The organism is Dermatophilus congolensis, from assembly GCF_900187045.1.
Classification (GTDB): domain Bacteria; phylum Actinomycetota; class Actinomycetes; order Actinomycetales; family Dermatophilaceae; genus Dermatophilus; species Dermatophilus congolensis.
Window position 1 is genome coordinate 1,537,147 of record NZ_LT906453.1, and the last position, 14,988, is coordinate 1,552,134.

Genomic DNA, 14,988 nt, shown 5'->3' on the forward strand with positions numbered 1-14,988 from the left:
CCGTGGTTGAACGCGACGCACCCATCGGCATCTTCGACTCCAGCCTCGGCGGCCTCACCGTCGCCCGTGCAGTGCTGGACCAGCTTCCCAACGAGTCGATCGCCTACCTAGGAGACACGGCCAGGGCCCCCTACGGGCCCCGACCCATCGCCCAAACCCGCGAATACGCCCTCTCCTGCTTGGACCGCCTCGTCGACAAAGGCGTCAAAATCCTCGTCATCGCGTGCAACACAGCCAGCGCCGCAGTCCTACACGACGCCCGCGAACGCTACGACGTGCCTGTCGTAGAAGTGATCCGTCCTGCAGTACGCCGCGCCGCAGCCACAACCCGAAATGGATCGGTCGGCGTCATATCGACCGAAGGAACCCACAAATCACGGGCCTACATAGATGCTTTCGCCGCCGCCCCCCAGCTCACCGTCGTCAGTCAGCCATGCCCACGATTCGTGGAATTCGTGGAACAAGGCACCACCAGCGGAGAAGAACTCCACCACGTCGCCCACGAATACCTCGACCCGCTCATCGAACGCGGAGTTGACACCCTCATCCTCGGATGCACCCACTACCCACTCCTGACCGGCGTGATCAGTTACGTCGTCGGTGAGTCCGTGACACTGGTCTCTTCTGCCGAAGAAACGGCGCGGGACGTGTACCGCATCCTCGCTGATCGTGATGCACTGCGTCCTGACACCGCTACCCCACCCGTACACACCTTCAACACCACGGGTGACCCGGCCGAATTCGCGCGCCTAGCCCGCCGGTTCCTCGGACCGGAAGTCGACAGCGTTCAACCCGAAGGGAATGCGGTATCAGCCCAGCCCTAACTGGGCATTGGATAGCCAGCCGCGGTCAACCCTGCCCGCACTGCTCAAGGAGGAAGTACGTGTTCGTCACCGCCGTAGGTAATTCGGGCAGTTACCCTGGGCCGCAATCGGCCGCCTCGTGCTACCTAGTACAAGCCGAGCACCACGGACGAACCTGGAACATCGTGCTGGACCTAGGCAGCGGATCCCTGGGATACCTGCAACGCTACGTTGAACCAGCCGACCTCGACGCAGTCCTGCTCACCCACCTGCACCCCGACCACTGCCTCGACATATGCCCCCTATACGTGCTGCTCAGCCACCACCCCACTCACCGTCGAGACAACCCCATGCCCGTACACGCACCTCCTGGCGCTGCAGAACGACTCGCCCGGGCCTACCACGTTGACGAAACCGAAACCCTCACCGACCGATACACCTTCACTGACCTCATTGATCGCACCCCCATCACCATCGGCCCATTCCACATCACCCCCATTCGCATGCGCCACCCCGTCACCACCTTCGGATTCCGGATCGAAGCCGACGGCGCCACCTTCGCCTACACCGGCGACACCGACACCACCCCCAACCTCACCCCCCTGCTACGCAACGCAGACCTCGTGCTAGCCGACAGCGCCTTCATCGAAGGCCGCGACACCGTCCCAGGCATCCACATGCACGGACGCGCCGTCGCCCAAGCAGCCCTGACCGCAGGAGGAGTCAAACGGCTCGTCCTGACCCACATCCCTGCCTGGAACGACCCCGAAATCTGCCGAGCACAAGCCGCCACGCTCTGGCCCAACGTGGAACTCTGCCACCCCGGTCAACGCTTCACCGTCACACGGTGACAACCGCACCCACCACCAAAACGCCCGCACCGATACGGTGAGTCCATGACTCGACACGACGGACGACTAGACGACCAACTCCGCGAAGTACGCATCACCCGTAACTGGCTCGACCACGCCGAAGGCAGCGTGCTCGTCGAATTCGGCCGCACCCGTGTCCTATGCGCAGCCTCCTTCACTGAAGGAGTCCCGCGCTGGAAAAAAGGAAGCGGAACCGGCTGGCTCACCGCCGAGTACGCCATGCTTCCCCGCGCAACCAATACCCGCAGCGACCGCGAATCCCGCAAAGGAAAAATCGGAGGCCGCACCCACGAAATCTCCCGCCTCATCGGACGCAGCCTGCGCGCCTGCATCGACCTAAAACAACTTGGCGAAAACACCATCGTCCTGGACTGTGACGTACTCCAAGCCGACGGAGGAACCCGCACCGCAGCCATCACCGGAGCCTACGTCGCCCTCGTCGACGCAGTCCGCGCCGGACGGAAAATGGGCGCCATCCGCCCCTCCGCCACCCCCATCACCGGCTCTATTGCCGCAGTCAGCGTCGGCGTCGTCGAAGGACACCCAGTCCTAGACCTCGACTATCCAGAAGACTCCACAGCTGACACCGACATGAACGTTGTCATGACCGGCGATGGCCGCTTCGTCGAAGTACAAGGAACAGCCGAAGGTGACCCCTTCGACCGTGAACTCCTCGGCGCACTCCTAGACCTAGCTACCACCGGATGCGCTGAACTCACCCGCCGCCAGCAAGAAGCACTCGAAGCTACCCCGCGGGAGCAGATGTGAGCCGCCGCATTGTCCTGGCCACCCGCAACGCCGGCAAAGTCAACGAACTACGCGACATCCTCGCCGACGTCCTCACCGACCTCGACCTCGAACTCGTGGGCATCGACGCATTCCCAGAGGCCCACGACGTAGTGGAAACCGGAGTGACGTTCCAAGCTAACGCCCTCCTTAAAGCACAAGCCGCCGTCGCAGCCACGGGGCTACCCTGCCTAGCCGACGACTCCGGGCTAGCAGTCGACGTTCTCGGCGGAGCCCCAGGAGTGTTCAGTGCACGCTGGGCCGGGAAACACGGAGACGACCAAGCGAACCTCGACCTTCTCCTAGCTCAAATCGCCGACGTTCCCGACGAACACCGCGCAGCCGCTTTCGTGTGCGCAGCAGCGCTAGTTCTCCCCGATGGCCGCTCAGCCGTACGCATGGGCCGATTCACCGGCACTATCGTGCGCGAACCCCGCGGAACCAACGGATTCGGATACGACCCCATCCTCCTTGTCGACGGAGACACCCGCACTAGCGCCGAACTGTCCCCACAAGAGAAAAACGAACGCTCCCACAGAGGCAAAGCCTTCGCGGCCTTAGCCAGCGACCTGCGCGAACTCCTCAGCTAACCCAGCCGGCACAAACGGCGCCCCACTTTCACACACAGAAAGTGGGGCGCCGCCTTCACCCCGGAGTTCTCGTCTACGCCCCCTGTGCCGCTATGTTTAGCCGGTGCACGCTACACCAGTAGTGATGCGAAAAATTTCGGCTCGGGGGATGCTGAGGTTTGGGGGGATCATCGTGCCTGTCGCGATCACACACATCATTGCTGCTCTTTTCACGGCAGCCACCATCGTCGGTGCACCAGCCACCGGCGGCGCAGCCGTGGAAAACACCCCAACCCCAACAACAACTCCACCGCACCACCAGCCCATCACCGCCCTATGGCGTGATCTCACCCCAACCTGCACTGGCACCGGGAACGACGGCGCCCGCGTCCAAGCTGTCTACGCCTACGAAGCTGGCACGCACAGCCAATTCCACCGCGCCGAACCCATCATCCGCCGCGAACTAGCCCGCATCGACTCCACTTTCGACCTATCCGCCAGAAAAACCGGAAGCGGACGCCGAGCCCGCTGGGTCAGCACACACTGCCGCCCCCACATCGCCACCATCACCGTTCCCCCCGGAACCTTCACTGCATCCACCGGCATAGAAACCACCGAAAAAGCACTCCTCGCCCAAGGAATGGGCTCCCCCCAACGCAAATATCTCGTCTTCGCTCAAGCCCGGAACATCTGCGGTGTCTCCACCATTTATCGAGACTCATCACACCGCGACAACGCAAGCAACGGCCGCTACACCGCCCACGCTCGTATCGACGAAACCTGCTGGATCTCACCGGACTGGTCTGTGGCGGCGCACGAGTTGGTGCACATGCTCGGTGGTGTACAGCCAGACGCGCCGCACGCGTCCGGCAAATATCACTGCGACGACGCCAACGACCTGATGTGCTACCGCGAAACCCCGACAACGCGGCTGCGCCCGGTATGTGGCCTCGAGCATGTGGGGCTGCTCGACTGCGGCGGTGATGATTATTTCTCTACCGCACCTCGCCGCGGCGGCTATCTGGCATCGCACTGGAATGTTGCCGATTCAGTTTTCCTGGACCGCACCCCCCACGTTGTCTGCTGCGCAAGGAGCACCGATCGTTGTGCGCGGCAAACTGAAACCTGGACGGACCCTGGCTCTAAGAATCCCCGCCGTTCCAGGCGCGCAGAAGTACACCTGGCGCGGACCGGGAATCAGGAACAATAACCGGTCACGTACCCGCGCGGTGCTGCCAGATCAACCCGCAGTGGTGACATACCGGCTGTTGATCAACATGCCCGATGGTGTAGTTCAGGAATCGACACGCACTCTACGAGTTCGGTAGCGCAGCGCTCCTGTTCCTAACCGGGGGAGTGGTTACCGGACGCGGGGTGGGAACTGGTGTTCAGTGACTAATGCGCCGATGAGGTACTTCGCTAGAGCCTGGTTAGGGCCGCGCTCTTGGCCGTGCTTCGATGAGAATTTGGCGGTGGCGTCAGTGCCGCACAAGCTCTTGATGCGAGCTGGGCCACCAGGGTGTCGTGAAATCCAGGCCGTGAGGTCATAGACATTGTTGTTGACGACCGCCCAGCAACTCGACGATGTTGCATGCTGCTTCACCTGCGCGACGGTGATTGGGCGACGCTTTCCGGTGGGGCTAGAGCTGGGGGTGCTGCCTCGAGTGCTGGAGGGAGCTGAACGTGTTGGAGAAGAGGTCGAAGAAACGAAAGGCCCGGTAGGTGCGCCTGTCGGCTGGGTCGTAGTGGGGGAAGTGGCTGTCCCTTCCCCTTGCATACCGGAGGTAGGGGTGGTCTTAGCAATTTGGTCTTGCCACGTGGCAGTGGCACCGGTGTGCCCAACCATGACGACAAGAATCAAAACGGCAACGGAAAGTACGGCGATGAGCAAGCCGAGCACCTGGGAAGCAATCGAAAAGATTGGGGAAGGCGTGGTTCCGAGGTTCTCTTTTTCACCGTTCTCTTCTGCGTAGGTGGGTGCAGGCGAGGTGGCTTGGCGTGCTTTCCGTGCAGCGAGGAACCCCAAGAGCCACCAAAGCATGGTGGCGAGCACGGTGAGGCCGGTGACGAGGGTGAGGATGTCTGCATATTCGACGTGTACACCAGGGGCACCGATGCGGTGTTCGAGGGCCTCACCAGATTCTTTAGTAACGAGTGTGAGCAGCCCCATCAGCATCACCACGATGGTGATAGGAGTACGCAGGCGAGACTGGAGACGCTTGGTGAAGATGACAATGACCAGCCCGATTAGCGCCAGGGGAAGCAAGATAACCGTGGCGTGCAAGGTGAGGGCATGCACAGGCAGCCCGCCGATAAGGTCGAAAGGTCCTGATGATTGCATGTTGGGTCTCCTGCGTCGGACTGGTTCGACCTGGCGGGGTGTTCGCCGGTGAGGGGCGTCCGGTCTACGTGATGGCACAGCGGAGTGGGAGCTCCGTATGCCTCATCGTGCAGGAGAGAAGGAAACTGAGCTGGTAGCTCAAGAAACGACGCGCCGTTTCTTGGTGATTTAAAGAAGAAGTTGAAGATTTTGATGCCCGCGCGCCCTTGTTTGGGGGCCTTAAGAAAGCGGGACACGGCCCGTGGGGCCGTGTTGGTGAAGAAAAGAGTGCGCCAGGCGGGAGTTGAACCCGCACGCCCGGAGGCACAGGAACCTAAATCCTGCGTGTCTGCCAATTCCACCACTGGCGCGTCTGCCTACTGACCTTACCGGTATTGGTGCCGAAGGTGGGAATCGGCGTGGTCAGCGGGGGAGTGGAGGCTTCAGGTGAGGTTGAGTTTCATCTGTTTAGCCAGGGATGCGACGTGTCCGGTTGCCTTGACGTTGTAGCGGGCGAGCTCCACGGTGCCGTCGGTGTCGATGACGATGGTGGAGCGAATAATGCCGATCGATACTTTGCCGTAGAGCTTCTTTTCACCGTGGGTGCCATAGGCGTCGGCGACGGCTTTGTCTGGGTCGGATAGCAAGGGGTAGGTGAGAGCATCGCGCTCAATGAACTTGGTGAGTTTTTCGGGGGAGTCAGGGCTGATGCCGATCACGTCGTATCCAGCTTGCTGTAGAGGTGCGAGCGAGTCACGGAAGTCACATGCTTCTTTGGTGCATCCAGGGGTCATCGCGGCGGGGTAGAAGAAGATGATGAGTTTGCGGCCGGCGTAGTCGGCGAGGGAAACGGTGGAGCCGTCGGCGGCGGTGAGAGAGAACGCGGGGGCTTTTTGGCCGGTTTCGAGACGGGGCATGCATGGCTCCTGTGAGTGAATGAATGGGTAGCGGTTCGCGAGGTAAAGGATGCTGCGATAACCGTTGGGCGGAAGGTCGCGTCGCGGGGGAGGCCTGTTCCGCGTCAGTAGATTATCGTCGGATTGAGGGTTTAACCGACCATCTCTATCGAAAGGCAAGCCATGAGCAACGGCACCCGTTCTCCCCAAGAGATCGAGAACGACATTGTCCGGTCCCGGAACCGTTTGGCCGCGACGGTCGACGAGCTGGCGTACCGAGTCAAGCCGAAGACGATTGTCGCTCGCCAGGCGGAGTCTGCGCGGGAAACACTGAACAAGGCTGTGAAGAATGAGCATGGTGAGCCTCGTCTTGAGGTGATTGCCCCGGCAGCGATCGTGGTGGTCGGTTTGACTGCTGTGGCTATCGCACGTCGTGCGCGTGGCTGAAGTGGCAGCGCAGGCACGAACCTCATCTGGATTGCCGATCCGGATGCTCGGTGACCGCGTGTTGTTGCGGCCTGAGGATAAAGAGGGTGAGCGGCAGTCTGGCGGCGGATTGTTGATTCCTGCCACGGCTAGCCTTGGCAAGAGGCTTGCCTGGGCGGAGGTTGTTGCTGTGGGGCAGCATGTGCGGCAGGTCTCGTTGGAGGATTACGCGCTGTTTGACCCTAGCGAGCAGCCGGATGTGGAGCTTGATGGCGTGCGGTATGTGTTGGCGCGTGAGCGTGATCTGCATGCGGTGCGGGCTGCGCCTGGCGATGACGCTGCCGCTGGTCTGTATCTGTGAATATCGCTGAAGTTTTCACCGCGGCGCCCTCCTTGCAGTGCTGCAAGGAGGGCGCCGCGGTGTATCGAGATGCCCCTGATGAGGGCAGGTGGTGCCGGTGTGTCGCTTGTGGTGAGCGGTGAATTTTGCTCTTCCCGCAGAGCCGTGTAATGTTTCAGGAGTCGTCAGGGCGAGGCCCGGAAAGCGATCACAAAGATCAGCTAACCGAGACGCAAACTGAAGACCAAGCGCCATTAGCTCAATAGGCAGAGCAGTTGACTCTTAATCAATTGGTTCGGGGTTCGAGTCCCTGATGGCGCACAAGCAAACCCAGCAGCTAAGCCTGCTGGGTTTTTTGGTACCCTCACAGCGAAGAATCGACATGGCAGGATCGGGTGTGACCTTTGTTGTGTGAAGGAGATCTCTCATGTCGCGTCCGGCTACGCACCCTCACCTGAACTACCCCGTTAAAAAAATCCCCACGCCACCCCTGAGAAGATCTCTCACCACTGCCGCAGCTTCCCTGTTGTGCTTCCTGATGGCATCCCCAGCATGGGCACACTCACAACTGGTCGACTCAAACCCAGAAAACGGGGCCCGCCTAGAGGCCATGCCCAGCTCGGTCACATTCACCTTCAACGAAGAAATCAACTCTCAGTTCTCCCAGATCGTGCTGGTCGGCAATGACGGCAAACCCCACCCCGCCACAGACATACAAACCAAAGGCGAAAAAGTAACCGCTGCCATCCCTCAAGGTCTCACCGGCCCATCCGTGAAAGCGAAATACCGCATCGTCTCCGCTGACGGGCACCCCGTCGGAGGAGAAGTGACCTTCACTGTGCCGGCAACAACACCTACACCCTCTGCGCCCGCGCCAGCAGCCTCCAGCAGCGCCGCCAGCCCCGCACCGGCACCCACAGACACCAGCACCCCAGAAAACGCCTCAGAAAGCTCAAAACCATGGCTTATTGGCGCTGCTGCAGCAGCCGCGCTCCTCATCGGCGGAGCGATCCTCCTCGCCCGCCGCAAGCGCAAGCAATAACCACCCGCCCTTGGCGCCTGAACACATCAGGCGCCAAGGGCATGAAGTAGGCCCCCGCAGATATCTGCGGGGGCCTACTTTTGTGGGGTGAGTGACGGGACTTGAACCCGCGACCACCTGGACCACAACCAGGTGCTCTACCAGCTGAGCTACACCCACCATCGAACACGCTCACATCAACGATGCGGGCGATCCGTTGCCGGTGAAACCGAACGAGACGAACTTACGGCACAAACCCGCCTGACTCAAAATCGAGTGGGAAAACCGTGGTGTCCACGTCCACTCACGACACCCCAGCACCACCATCAGGAACCGGCAACTCATGCCGCGCCGCGATCTCTTTAGCCGTAGCAGAATCCGGCCCCGGATCAGCCACAAACACCGCCTCACGGTAATACCGCAGCTCATTGATGCTGTCCCGGATATCTCCCAACGCCCGGTGCCCACCATGCTTAGCCGGCGCATTGAAATACGCCCGCGGGAACCACCGACGCGACAACTCCTTAACCGAACTCACATCAATATTCCGGTAGTGAAGATGCCCCTCCAGCTCCGGCATATCCCGCGCCAAAAACGCCCGATCCGTGCCCACCGTGTTACCCCCCAAAGGTGTCTTACCTGCCTCAGGAGCATGACCACGCACATACTCAAGAACCTGCCGCTGCGCCTCATCCAGCGACACCCCACCATCCAACTCCGCAAGCAAACCCGAATCGACATGCATCTGATGCACAAAATCATTCATCTGAGCCAACGCCTCCGCCGGAGGTTTGATGATCACATCAACCCCCTCATCCAACGGCTCAAGATCAAAGTTCGTCACAATCGCAGCCACCTCAATCAAGGCGTCATGCTCCAAAGACAAACCCGTCATCTCACAGTCGATCCACACGATGCGGTCATTAACACTCTTCGCAGAATTGCTCACCGCACCAGGTTACGCACCCGCTGCGGCAAGCCACCCGACCCTGACACCAACGCCACGTACTCTTAACCCACATCGTGGATCCGCACGCCACGGCCCCGGCACCCTCAGCGCACAGCCCAAGGAGACCCAGGAATGGACCAGCGGTCCACGCACCCCACCACCACACAAACCGTGCGCACCCAACGCTCACGGCGACAACGCCTCCGCCGCGGCTTTGTCTTCGCCGCCGTACTACTAGCATTCGGCGTCACCGGATGGCTCCTGCCCACCGTCATCGGACTCGAACTCGGCGGAGCCACCGGACTACTCGCCCTGACCGTGTCCCTGCTGCCCGTGGGCATCGTCATGCCACTACTGCTCTGGCTCGACGCCTACGAAGCCGAACCCCCCGCTATGGTCATGCTCGCCTTCCTCTGGGGCGCAGTCATCGCCACCGGAACCGCCCTAGCCCTCAACACCGGATCCACCCTGCTCCTAGCCTCAGCCACCGCCGACCCAGACGCCGTCAGCGCCGTACTCGTAGCCCCCATCGTCGAAGAATCACTCAAAGGAGCAGGACTGCTATTCATCCTGTTCTGGCGACGCGAAGAATTCGACGGCATCATCGACGGAATCGTCTACGCCGGCGTCATCGCCTGCGGCTTCGCATTCGCCGAAAACATCCTCTACCTCGGCCGCGCCTTCAACGAGAGCGGCACCGAAGGCCTCGTAGCCGTCTTCGTCATCCGCGGCCTCATCTCCCCATTCGCCCACCCCCTATTCACCGGCGTAACCGGCGTAGCACTCGGCTGGAGCCTGCAGCGCGGCCCCTTCCTACGCTGCATCATCCCGCCACTAGGCCTCTGCGCCGCCATGACCCTCCACGCCGCCTGGAACCTCTCCTCCGTCACCGGCGCAGGCGGATTCTGGTCCGCCTACCTCGTATTCCAAATGCCCATCTTCGTCGCATTTACCGCCTTCGCGATCTGGGTACGCGTACGCGAACGCGGACTCATCCGCAGCCACCTGACCGTCTACGCCGACTACGGATGGATCTCCCCAGCCGAAGTGCGCATGCTCACCAGCATCTCCGAACGCCGCACCGCACGATCCTGGGCCCACGCCGTCGGCGGACGAGAAGGCAAAACAGCAATGCGCGACTTCCAAGACGACGCCGTCGAACTAGCCATGCTCCGTCGCCGCATGACCAACGGCAGCGCCGGACCCGGCGCCCCCGCCGAAGAACGCCGCCTCCTCGAAGCCATGACAGCCGCACGCGCCGTACTGGGCTAACCCACCACCACAGAGGAAAGAACAATGCGCATCGCGTTGGCACAAATCACCACCAGCCGAGACCTAAACACAAACCTCGACCTCGTACACACCTGGGCACACAAAGCCGCCACCCACAACGCCGACCTCGTCATCTTCCCCGAAGCAACAATGCGCGCCTTCGGCAACCGCCTTACCGACATCGCCGAACCCCTCGACGGCCCCTGGGCAAACCACATCCGCCACATCGCCGCCACCACCAACATCACCATCGCCGTCGGCATGTTCACCCCCGCCACCACCCCCGGCAAAGTACGCAACACCCTGCTCATCACCGGCAAAAACATCGACACCCACTACGACAAAATCCACCTCTACGACGCCTTCGGATTCGCCGAATCCGACACAGTAGAACCCGGAAACACCCCCGTCACCGTCGACATCGCAGGCATGCGCATCGGCCTAACCACCTGCTACGACATCCGATTCCCCAACCTCTACACCACCCTCGCCAAAGCCGGCGCCCACGCCACCATCGTTGCCGCCTCATGGGGCACCGGAGTAGGAAAAATCCACGCCTGGGAAACCCTCACCACCGCCCGCGCGCTCGACTCCACCACCTACATCCTCGCCTGCGGCCAAGCACGCCCCGCCGGCGCCACCACCAGCACAGCACCAACCGGCGCCGGGCACTCCCGCATCATCACCCCCACCGGAGAAACCCTCACCGCCGCACACGAAGCTCCCGAACTCCTCATCGCCGACATCGACAGCGACACCGTCACCATCGCCCGCCGCGAACTGCCCGTCCTCGCCAACACCCACGAATTCCACTAGCAGCCACACCCCACACGCACTGACTTTTCACGGCCACCACTGCCGATAACTGCGCGGCAGTAGTGGCCGTGAACGCTACGGCGCCGAATCTGCAGGCCTGTGCCCGCTAGGCCCTATACAGCTCAAAATCCGCGAAATCAAAACCCGGCGTGACAATGCAAGAAACAAGCGAAGGCTGCGCATCCAGCGGATACGCACGCTGCCACACCCCAGCTGGAACCAACCCCTGGACCACGTCACCAGCCGAAGGATCAGGACCAATGACAAGCCTGTCAGTCACCTCAGGAACATCCCCAACACCACCCAACTCCAGCGCCACCCGGCCACCACGCGTATACAGCCACAACTCATCCGAGACCACTCGATGCCAGGCAGACTGCTCACCCGGCAACAGCATGAACTGAATACCCGTCGCGCTCGCACGGTCACCACCATGCTCTGCAAGCATGCTCCCAGGAATCACCGTCGAAGAACGGTACGTCTCGACATACCAACCACCCTCTGGGTGCGGAACCATGCCAAGCGGTTTAGCCCAATCGGGCAGCTCTACATCACTCATCCCACCATTCTCCCCACCCCACGTAAGGAGCTACCACCTGCTGAACCTTCCACTGCGTGAATCTGATGTACACGCATCGGATGCGTCACGTCCGACAGTGCATCTGCACCCCTAGAGAAAAGGGCAAGAAACGCGTAGATGCAGCCACACGCAAAGCAAAAACGAAATCACTTAGCCTGCATACGGAACACACCCGTCATCGCGCCCTGCCACCACACGCCATCCTTAGTGATGGTGCCAACCATCTCCAACGTGTCCCGCAACGCAGAACGCGCGATCTTCGTGCGAGAAGTCACTGCTCCCGTATTCGGATCCACCGTCACCGCCTCAAACGTGCTGCCCGTCACCACTCCAGCAGCAGGACGAACAATGGTGTAAATCGTGTCATCGGCGACAGACCAACGCGGCACCGCAGAAGACAACACCGGAACAGACCACACACGCCGACACCCCGACCCATCAGCAGCAACCTCAAACCGCTCCATACCACCAGCGGTAAACGACGCCACCCCAGGCTTACTCCTGCCCGCCCCCTGAGGCAACGCCGGATACGGATACCCATACGTACTCGCCACAATCACAGACCGGCCATGCCCCATCGCAGAGTTCTCCGTCCCACTGGCCCCCCGCGCAAAAACCCCAGCCGAACACACCAACGAACCATCCGACACCTTGTACACCAGCAGATGCTCCTGCTCATCGGCGTTATCAGTGATCGTGACGTACTCATCAGAGCCCTTCGGCCCAAAAAACGTCGGCGTAGCCCCCGTACCCCAACTCAACTGCCCAGGCTTACGTGCACTGCCACGGTCATACCCTTTACGCCACAGCACCCGCGGCACATCGTCATCAGAAGCATCCAGCATGTACAACGCATGCGAACTCGCGATCGCCACACCCCGCGGCGACGACGAAATCGAATTATCTACACGCTCACCAACCCCCAAACGCAGACTCTTCACCCCCGCAGAACCAGCAGAAAACACCCCCACCTTGCCCTGCCGCGTCGCCAACCAGATACGCCCCCGCCGATCCGGAGCCAAACCCACCACCGCATCCGCCGAATCAGCACCACCAGCGGTAACAAACGCAGAAATGTCATACGACTGCGCAGCAGAAACCACCCACGACCCATTACCCGCCCGCGACTTACCGATTTTCAACAGCCGATGCTTACCATCCACCATCACCAAACGGTTCTGATTATCCACATACGCATACACGCCACCAAGCAACGCACCCTTGGCAACTGGCATTGACGCCAACGTCGCCCCAGTAGTCGAATCCAACAAATTCACCACCGGAGCACGGTTAGCAATCTGTGTGCACAGCGACCACACCATGCCCTCACGATCAGCTAACACCGTGGGGCACGCAGCCTGCTTACCAGAAAAAACGCTCCTTACACCCCGCGATCCAGGGCCGGGATTCGGTGTGGTGTCACTGGACTGCGCATCCCCATGCATCGTCGCAGTACCCACCGGACCCAAACCATGCACCCCGCCCCGCGAGCCCGGATCAGGAGCAGCCAACGCCACCGGCGCTACCAGCACCGACAACCCCAAAGCAGCAGTAACAGCCCAAAAGCCACAGCGCATGACTCGACTCCTGAGAATCGGGTGATCTTGATCTAGCCGAGCGCGCAGCCATAGGTGACCAATGGCGCCCCCGGCAGGATTCGAACCTGCGACCGGGAGATTAGAAGGCTCCTGCTCTGTCCAGCTGAGCTACGGGGGCGAGTGCACAAGTGGCTGTGCGGGATCAAGTGTAGGGGGCTATGTGGGGGAGTGGTAACGCACCTCGTGGTGTGGTTCAGGATTTTACGAGCCGCCGGATAGCCGCAGTGGCCTCCGCGAGCTTAGCGTCAGCGACATCACCGCCGGTGCGGGCAGCATCAGCAACACAATGACGCAGGTGATCCTCCAACAACCCCAAGGCAACGTTCTCTAACGCTGAATCCAACGCAGAAATCTGCGTCAAAATGTCAATACAGTATTGGCCTTCGTCAACCATCCGAGCAATCCCACGCACCTGCCCCTCAATCCGCCGCAACCGCTTGAGATACCTCTCCTTCTCACCCACATACCCCGGATCAACCACACCACTATCCGTGCAACAAATCTGCGCCGACTCTGACACTGACGCATCGCTTCTATCGACAGGCACAGGCACTCCTGGCAACTTGGGTGAACACACGAGAAAAAGAGGGGCCCAGCCAGTCTAACGAAGCAGCACATACCCCCCGAAGGTATCCAGACAGACCCCCAAGCAGCCCAACCACCCAAAAGTTGTCGACAAACCCCCCACCCCCACAACTCAGTGTCCTCTTAGGGTTCAAAAGGCGCCACAACAGCGCCACACCAACAACTGGCGTCTCTGCACCAGGGGCGTCGCCACCCGGGGGGGAACAACTACGTGACGGTCAGCGACATCATGATGGGCAGCATGACAGGGTGGAGCTACCACCAAGCCGGACACCTCATCGCCGCAGCCCTACGCGGAGCCACCCCAACCACCACACTGCACATCCGCGACTGCATCGACCGCAACGCCGTCGATGCAGCAGCCGCACCATTCCTCGCCTTCGCAGGACCCTGGAGCGAACGCGAATGCGGAGCCGCAGACGTAGAAATCATCCAAGGAAAAGACGCCTTCGACCCAGCCCACGCCAGCGCACAATGCGCCGACGCAGACATCATTGACGACGCCAACCACAAAGTCGTCGACCTCCTACGCAGCGGAGGAATCGACGAAACCCGCTCCTGGGGATGGGTTCCCGGCGTCACCGCCGCATGGCGCGGCGAACTACGCGAAGCCTGGCCCGTCATCCACTGGGCAGCCACCGCCCTCCTCAACGAACAAACACTCAGCGTTGCACAGGTACAAACCCGGCTGCGCGAAGAAGGAATTCCGCATAAGGGTTAACCACCCCACCCTGAGCAAAATCAGCAAGCTGCGCATCCAGCCACACAGCCGGATCGCCCGCCGCCGACCGCCGCACCTGCGCCACCGCCTCAACCGTGGCAAGCACCGCAGCATGCTGCAAAGCAGCCACCACACCCACATCAACACCACTAGGGCCAGACAACACACTCTCGTACATGACCGTTCTCCTCCATGAGGTCCACTTCGCCATCCATAGCGAAACGCGGCGCCAAGAGCTCAACAACCACTCCCACAACCGCGCGCCAGCCCCCTCATCGGCTCACCCGAACCGAGCATGAGCGTTCACAGCACAACGCCACAACAGCGAACAAACAAACAAAAGAAACCGGCCACACCCCACACAAACACAGCCACCACCACACGAAAACGACGAATTCACACACCCCGCCGTGTTCGAACCCCGCAGCACCAAC

At 61.1% G+C, this 14,988-nt stretch carries 19 protein-coding genes and 4 tRNA genes; 13 read left to right on the top strand and 10 right to left on the bottom strand.

Features of this window, described 5'->3' with window-relative positions; genetic code table 11:
* Nucleotides 1-2: 2 nt before the first annotated feature.
* From murI to CKV89_RS06595, 5 genes are all read left to right on the top strand, one after another.
* Entirely contained in the window at nt 3-824 is an 822-nt protein-coding gene (gene murI, locus CKV89_RS06575; protein ID WP_034401632.1) for a glutamate racemase, read from the top strand.
* Between the two features lie 59 nt (nt 825-883).
* Nucleotides 884-1,654, top strand: a complete 771-nt coding sequence (locus CKV89_RS06580) for an MBL fold metallo-hydrolase (protein WP_028327889.1) — start codon at nt 884-886, stop codon at nt 1,652-1,654.
* A gap of 45 nt (nt 1,655-1,699) precedes the next feature.
* Entirely contained in the window at nt 1,700-2,443 is a 744-nt protein-coding gene (gene rph / locus CKV89_RS06585) for a ribonuclease PH (RefSeq protein WP_028327888.1), read from the top strand.
* Nucleotides 2,440-3,051 carry an RdgB/HAM1 family non-canonical purine NTP pyrophosphatase gene (rdgB, locus tag CKV89_RS06590; protein WP_028327887.1) on the top strand — a complete coding sequence of 204 codons (612 nt, stop codon included), beginning with the start codon at nt 2,440-2,442 and terminating at the stop codon, nt 3,049-3,051. Before rph ends, rdgB begins: the two co-directional genes overlap by 4 nt.
* A 124-nt stretch (nt 3,052-3,175) precedes the next feature.
* Nucleotides 3,176-4,240, top strand: coding sequence for a hypothetical protein (locus tag CKV89_RS06595; protein WP_231935345.1), 1,065 nt, complete (start codon nt 3,176-3,178; stop codon nt 4,238-4,240).
* Nucleotides 4,241-4,390: 150 nt separating this feature from the next.
* On the opposite strand, the gene CKV89_RS06600 is transcribed toward CKV89_RS06595, so the two are convergent.
* The 3 genes from CKV89_RS06600 to bcp all read right to left on the bottom strand — a co-directional run bounded on the left by CKV89_RS06600 (nt 4,391) and on the right by bcp (nt 6,267).
* Nucleotides 4,391-5,371, bottom strand: a complete 981-nt coding sequence (locus CKV89_RS06600) for a cytochrome b5-like heme/steroid binding domain-containing protein (RefSeq protein WP_051277740.1) — start codon at nt 5,369-5,371, stop codon at nt 4,391-4,393.
* Between the two features lie 268 nt (nt 5,372-5,639).
* Nucleotides 5,640-5,721 (bottom strand) — tRNA-Leu (locus tag CKV89_RS06605).
* Nucleotides 5,722-5,793: 72 nt separating this feature from the next.
* On the bottom strand, nt 5,794-6,267 hold the full coding sequence (bcp, locus tag CKV89_RS06610) for a thioredoxin-dependent thiol peroxidase (protein WP_028327885.1): 474 nt from the start codon (nt 6,265-6,267) through the stop codon (nt 5,794-5,796).
* Between the two features lie 162 nt (nt 6,268-6,429).
* Here bcp and CKV89_RS06615 point away from each other — a divergent pair, with 162 nt between their 5' ends.
* The 4 genes from CKV89_RS06615 (at nt 6,430) to CKV89_RS06630 (ending at nt 8,054) form a co-directional block, all read left to right on the top strand.
* The gene (locus CKV89_RS06615; RefSeq protein ID WP_028327884.1) at nt 6,430-6,693 is read left to right on the top strand and encodes a DUF3618 domain-containing protein; all 264 of its coding nucleotides are present in this window, start codon (nt 6,430-6,432) and stop codon (nt 6,691-6,693) included.
* Nucleotides 6,686-7,033 carry a GroES family chaperonin gene (locus tag CKV89_RS06620; protein WP_456236317.1) on the top strand — a complete coding sequence of 116 codons (348 nt, stop codon included), beginning with the start codon at nt 6,686-6,688 and terminating at the stop codon, nt 7,031-7,033. The genes CKV89_RS06615 and CKV89_RS06620 overlap by 8 nt, the downstream gene beginning before the upstream one ends.
* Nucleotides 7,034-7,260: 227 nt before the next feature.
* Nucleotides 7,261-7,333, top strand: a tRNA-Lys gene (locus tag CKV89_RS06625).
* Between the two features lie 289 nt (nt 7,334-7,622).
* Nucleotides 7,623-8,054, top strand: a complete 432-nt coding sequence (locus CKV89_RS06630; RefSeq protein WP_231935346.1) for a copper resistance CopC family protein — start codon at nt 7,623-7,625, stop codon at nt 8,052-8,054.
* 83 nt (nt 8,055-8,137) lie between these two features.
* On the opposite strand, the gene CKV89_RS06635 is transcribed toward CKV89_RS06630, so the two are convergent.
* Together CKV89_RS06635 and orn are read right to left on the bottom strand one after the other, a co-directional pair.
* Nucleotides 8,138-8,213 (bottom strand) — tRNA-His (locus tag CKV89_RS06635).
* Between the two features lie 124 nt (nt 8,214-8,337).
* Nucleotides 8,338-8,928 (bottom strand): oligoribonuclease, encoded by a 591-nt coding sequence (gene orn, locus CKV89_RS06640; protein WP_243886732.1) that lies wholly within the window; start codon nt 8,926-8,928, stop codon nt 8,338-8,340.
* 186 nt (nt 8,929-9,114) lie between these two features.
* On the opposite strand from orn, the gene CKV89_RS06645 reads away from it, so the two are divergent.
* Together CKV89_RS06645 and CKV89_RS06650 are read left to right on the top strand one after the other, a co-directional pair.
* On the top strand, nt 9,115-10,254 hold the full coding sequence (locus CKV89_RS06645) for a PrsW family intramembrane metalloprotease (protein ID WP_084441402.1): 1,140 nt from the start codon (nt 9,115-9,117) through the stop codon (nt 10,252-10,254).
* Between the two features lie 24 nt (nt 10,255-10,278).
* Nucleotides 10,279-11,070 (top strand): carbon-nitrogen hydrolase family protein, encoded by a 792-nt coding sequence (locus CKV89_RS06650; RefSeq protein WP_028327881.1) that lies wholly within the window; start codon nt 10,279-10,281, stop codon nt 11,068-11,070.
* Nucleotides 11,071-11,176: 106 nt separating this feature from the next.
* Here the strand turns inward: CKV89_RS06650 and CKV89_RS06655 are convergent, their stop codons facing one another.
* From CKV89_RS06655 to CKV89_RS06670, 4 genes are all read right to left on the bottom strand, one after another.
* Nucleotides 11,177-11,629, bottom strand: coding sequence for a cupin domain-containing protein (locus CKV89_RS06655; RefSeq protein ID WP_084441400.1), 453 nt, complete (start codon nt 11,627-11,629; stop codon nt 11,177-11,179).
* A gap of 167 nt (nt 11,630-11,796) precedes the next feature.
* The gene (locus CKV89_RS06660) at nt 11,797-13,227 is read right to left on the bottom strand and encodes a hypothetical protein (protein WP_084441398.1); all 1,431 of its coding nucleotides are present in this window, start codon (nt 13,225-13,227) and stop codon (nt 11,797-11,799) included.
* Nucleotides 13,228-13,289: 62 nt separating this feature from the next.
* Nucleotides 13,290-13,366 (bottom strand) — tRNA-Arg (locus tag CKV89_RS06665).
* A gap of 75 nt (nt 13,367-13,441) precedes the next feature.
* Nucleotides 13,442-13,750, bottom strand: coding sequence for a metal-sensitive transcriptional regulator (locus tag CKV89_RS06670; RefSeq protein WP_028327876.1), 309 nt, complete (start codon nt 13,748-13,750; stop codon nt 13,442-13,444).
* A 294-nt stretch (nt 13,751-14,044) separates the two neighbouring features.
* Between CKV89_RS06670 and CKV89_RS06675 the strand changes: the two genes are divergently transcribed.
* The gene (locus CKV89_RS06675; protein ID WP_028327875.1) at nt 14,045-14,554 is read left to right on the top strand and encodes a hypothetical protein; all 510 of its coding nucleotides are present in this window, start codon (nt 14,045-14,047) and stop codon (nt 14,552-14,554) included.
* Here CKV89_RS06675 and CKV89_RS11840 read toward each other — a convergent pair.
* A complete protein-coding gene (locus CKV89_RS11840; protein WP_154657712.1) occupies nt 14,496-14,732 on the bottom strand; it encodes a hypothetical protein in 237 nt (78 codons plus the stop codon). The two genes, CKV89_RS06675 and CKV89_RS11840, sit on opposite strands and share 59 nt — an antisense overlap.
* Between CKV89_RS11840 and CKV89_RS12525 the strand changes: the two genes are divergently transcribed.
* Complete coding sequence (locus CKV89_RS12525; RefSeq protein WP_267879313.1) at nt 14,731-14,853, top strand: hypothetical protein; 123 nt, start codon at nt 14,731-14,733, stop codon at nt 14,851-14,853. The two genes, CKV89_RS11840 and CKV89_RS12525, sit on opposite strands and share 2 nt — an antisense overlap.
* Nucleotides 14,854-14,988 lie beyond the last annotated feature (135 nt).

Bases quoted from the DNA above. Each gene is read 5' to 3' on its own strand.
- rph (WP_028327888.1), top strand. From the start codon at position 1,700: ATGACTCGACACGACGGACGACTAGACGACCAACTCCGCGAAGTACGC.
- CKV89_RS06595 (WP_231935345.1), top strand. From the start codon at position 3,176: ATGCGAAAAATTTCGGCTCGGGGGATGCTGAGGTTTGGGGGGATCATC.
- CKV89_RS06600 (WP_051277740.1), bottom strand. From the start codon at position 5,371: ATGCAATCATCAGGACCTTTCGACCTTATCGGCGGGCTGCCTGTGCAT.
- bcp (WP_028327885.1), bottom strand. From the start codon at position 6,267: ATGCCCCGTCTCGAAACCGGCCAAAAAGCCCCCGCGTTCTCTCTCACC.
- CKV89_RS06615 (WP_028327884.1), top strand. From the start codon at position 6,430: ATGAGCAACGGCACCCGTTCTCCCCAAGAGATCGAGAACGACATTGTC.
- CKV89_RS06630 (WP_231935346.1), top strand. From the start codon at position 7,623: ATGCCCAGCTCGGTCACATTCACCTTCAACGAAGAAATCAACTCTCAG.
- orn (WP_243886732.1), bottom strand. From the start codon at position 8,928: ATGACGGGTTTGTCTTTGGAGCATGACGCCTTGATTGAGGTGGCTGCG.
- CKV89_RS06645 (WP_084441402.1), top strand. From the start codon at position 9,115: ATGGACCAGCGGTCCACGCACCCCACCACCACACAAACCGTGCGCACC.
- CKV89_RS06650 (WP_028327881.1), top strand. From the start codon at position 10,279: ATGCGCATCGCGTTGGCACAAATCACCACCAGCCGAGACCTAAACACA.
- CKV89_RS06655 (WP_084441400.1), bottom strand. From the start codon at position 11,629: ATGAGTGATGTAGAGCTGCCCGATTGGGCTAAACCGCTTGGCATGGTT.
- CKV89_RS06660 (WP_084441398.1), bottom strand. From the start codon at position 13,227: ATGCGCTGTGGCTTTTGGGCTGTTACTGCTGCTTTGGGGTTGTCGGTG.
- CKV89_RS12525 (WP_267879313.1), top strand. From the start codon at position 14,731: ATGACCGTTCTCCTCCATGAGGTCCACTTCGCCATCCATAGCGAAACG.
- CKV89_RS11840 (WP_154657712.1), bottom strand. From the start codon at position 14,732: ATGTACGAGAGTGTGTTGTCTGGCCCTAGTGGTGTTGATGTGGGTGTG.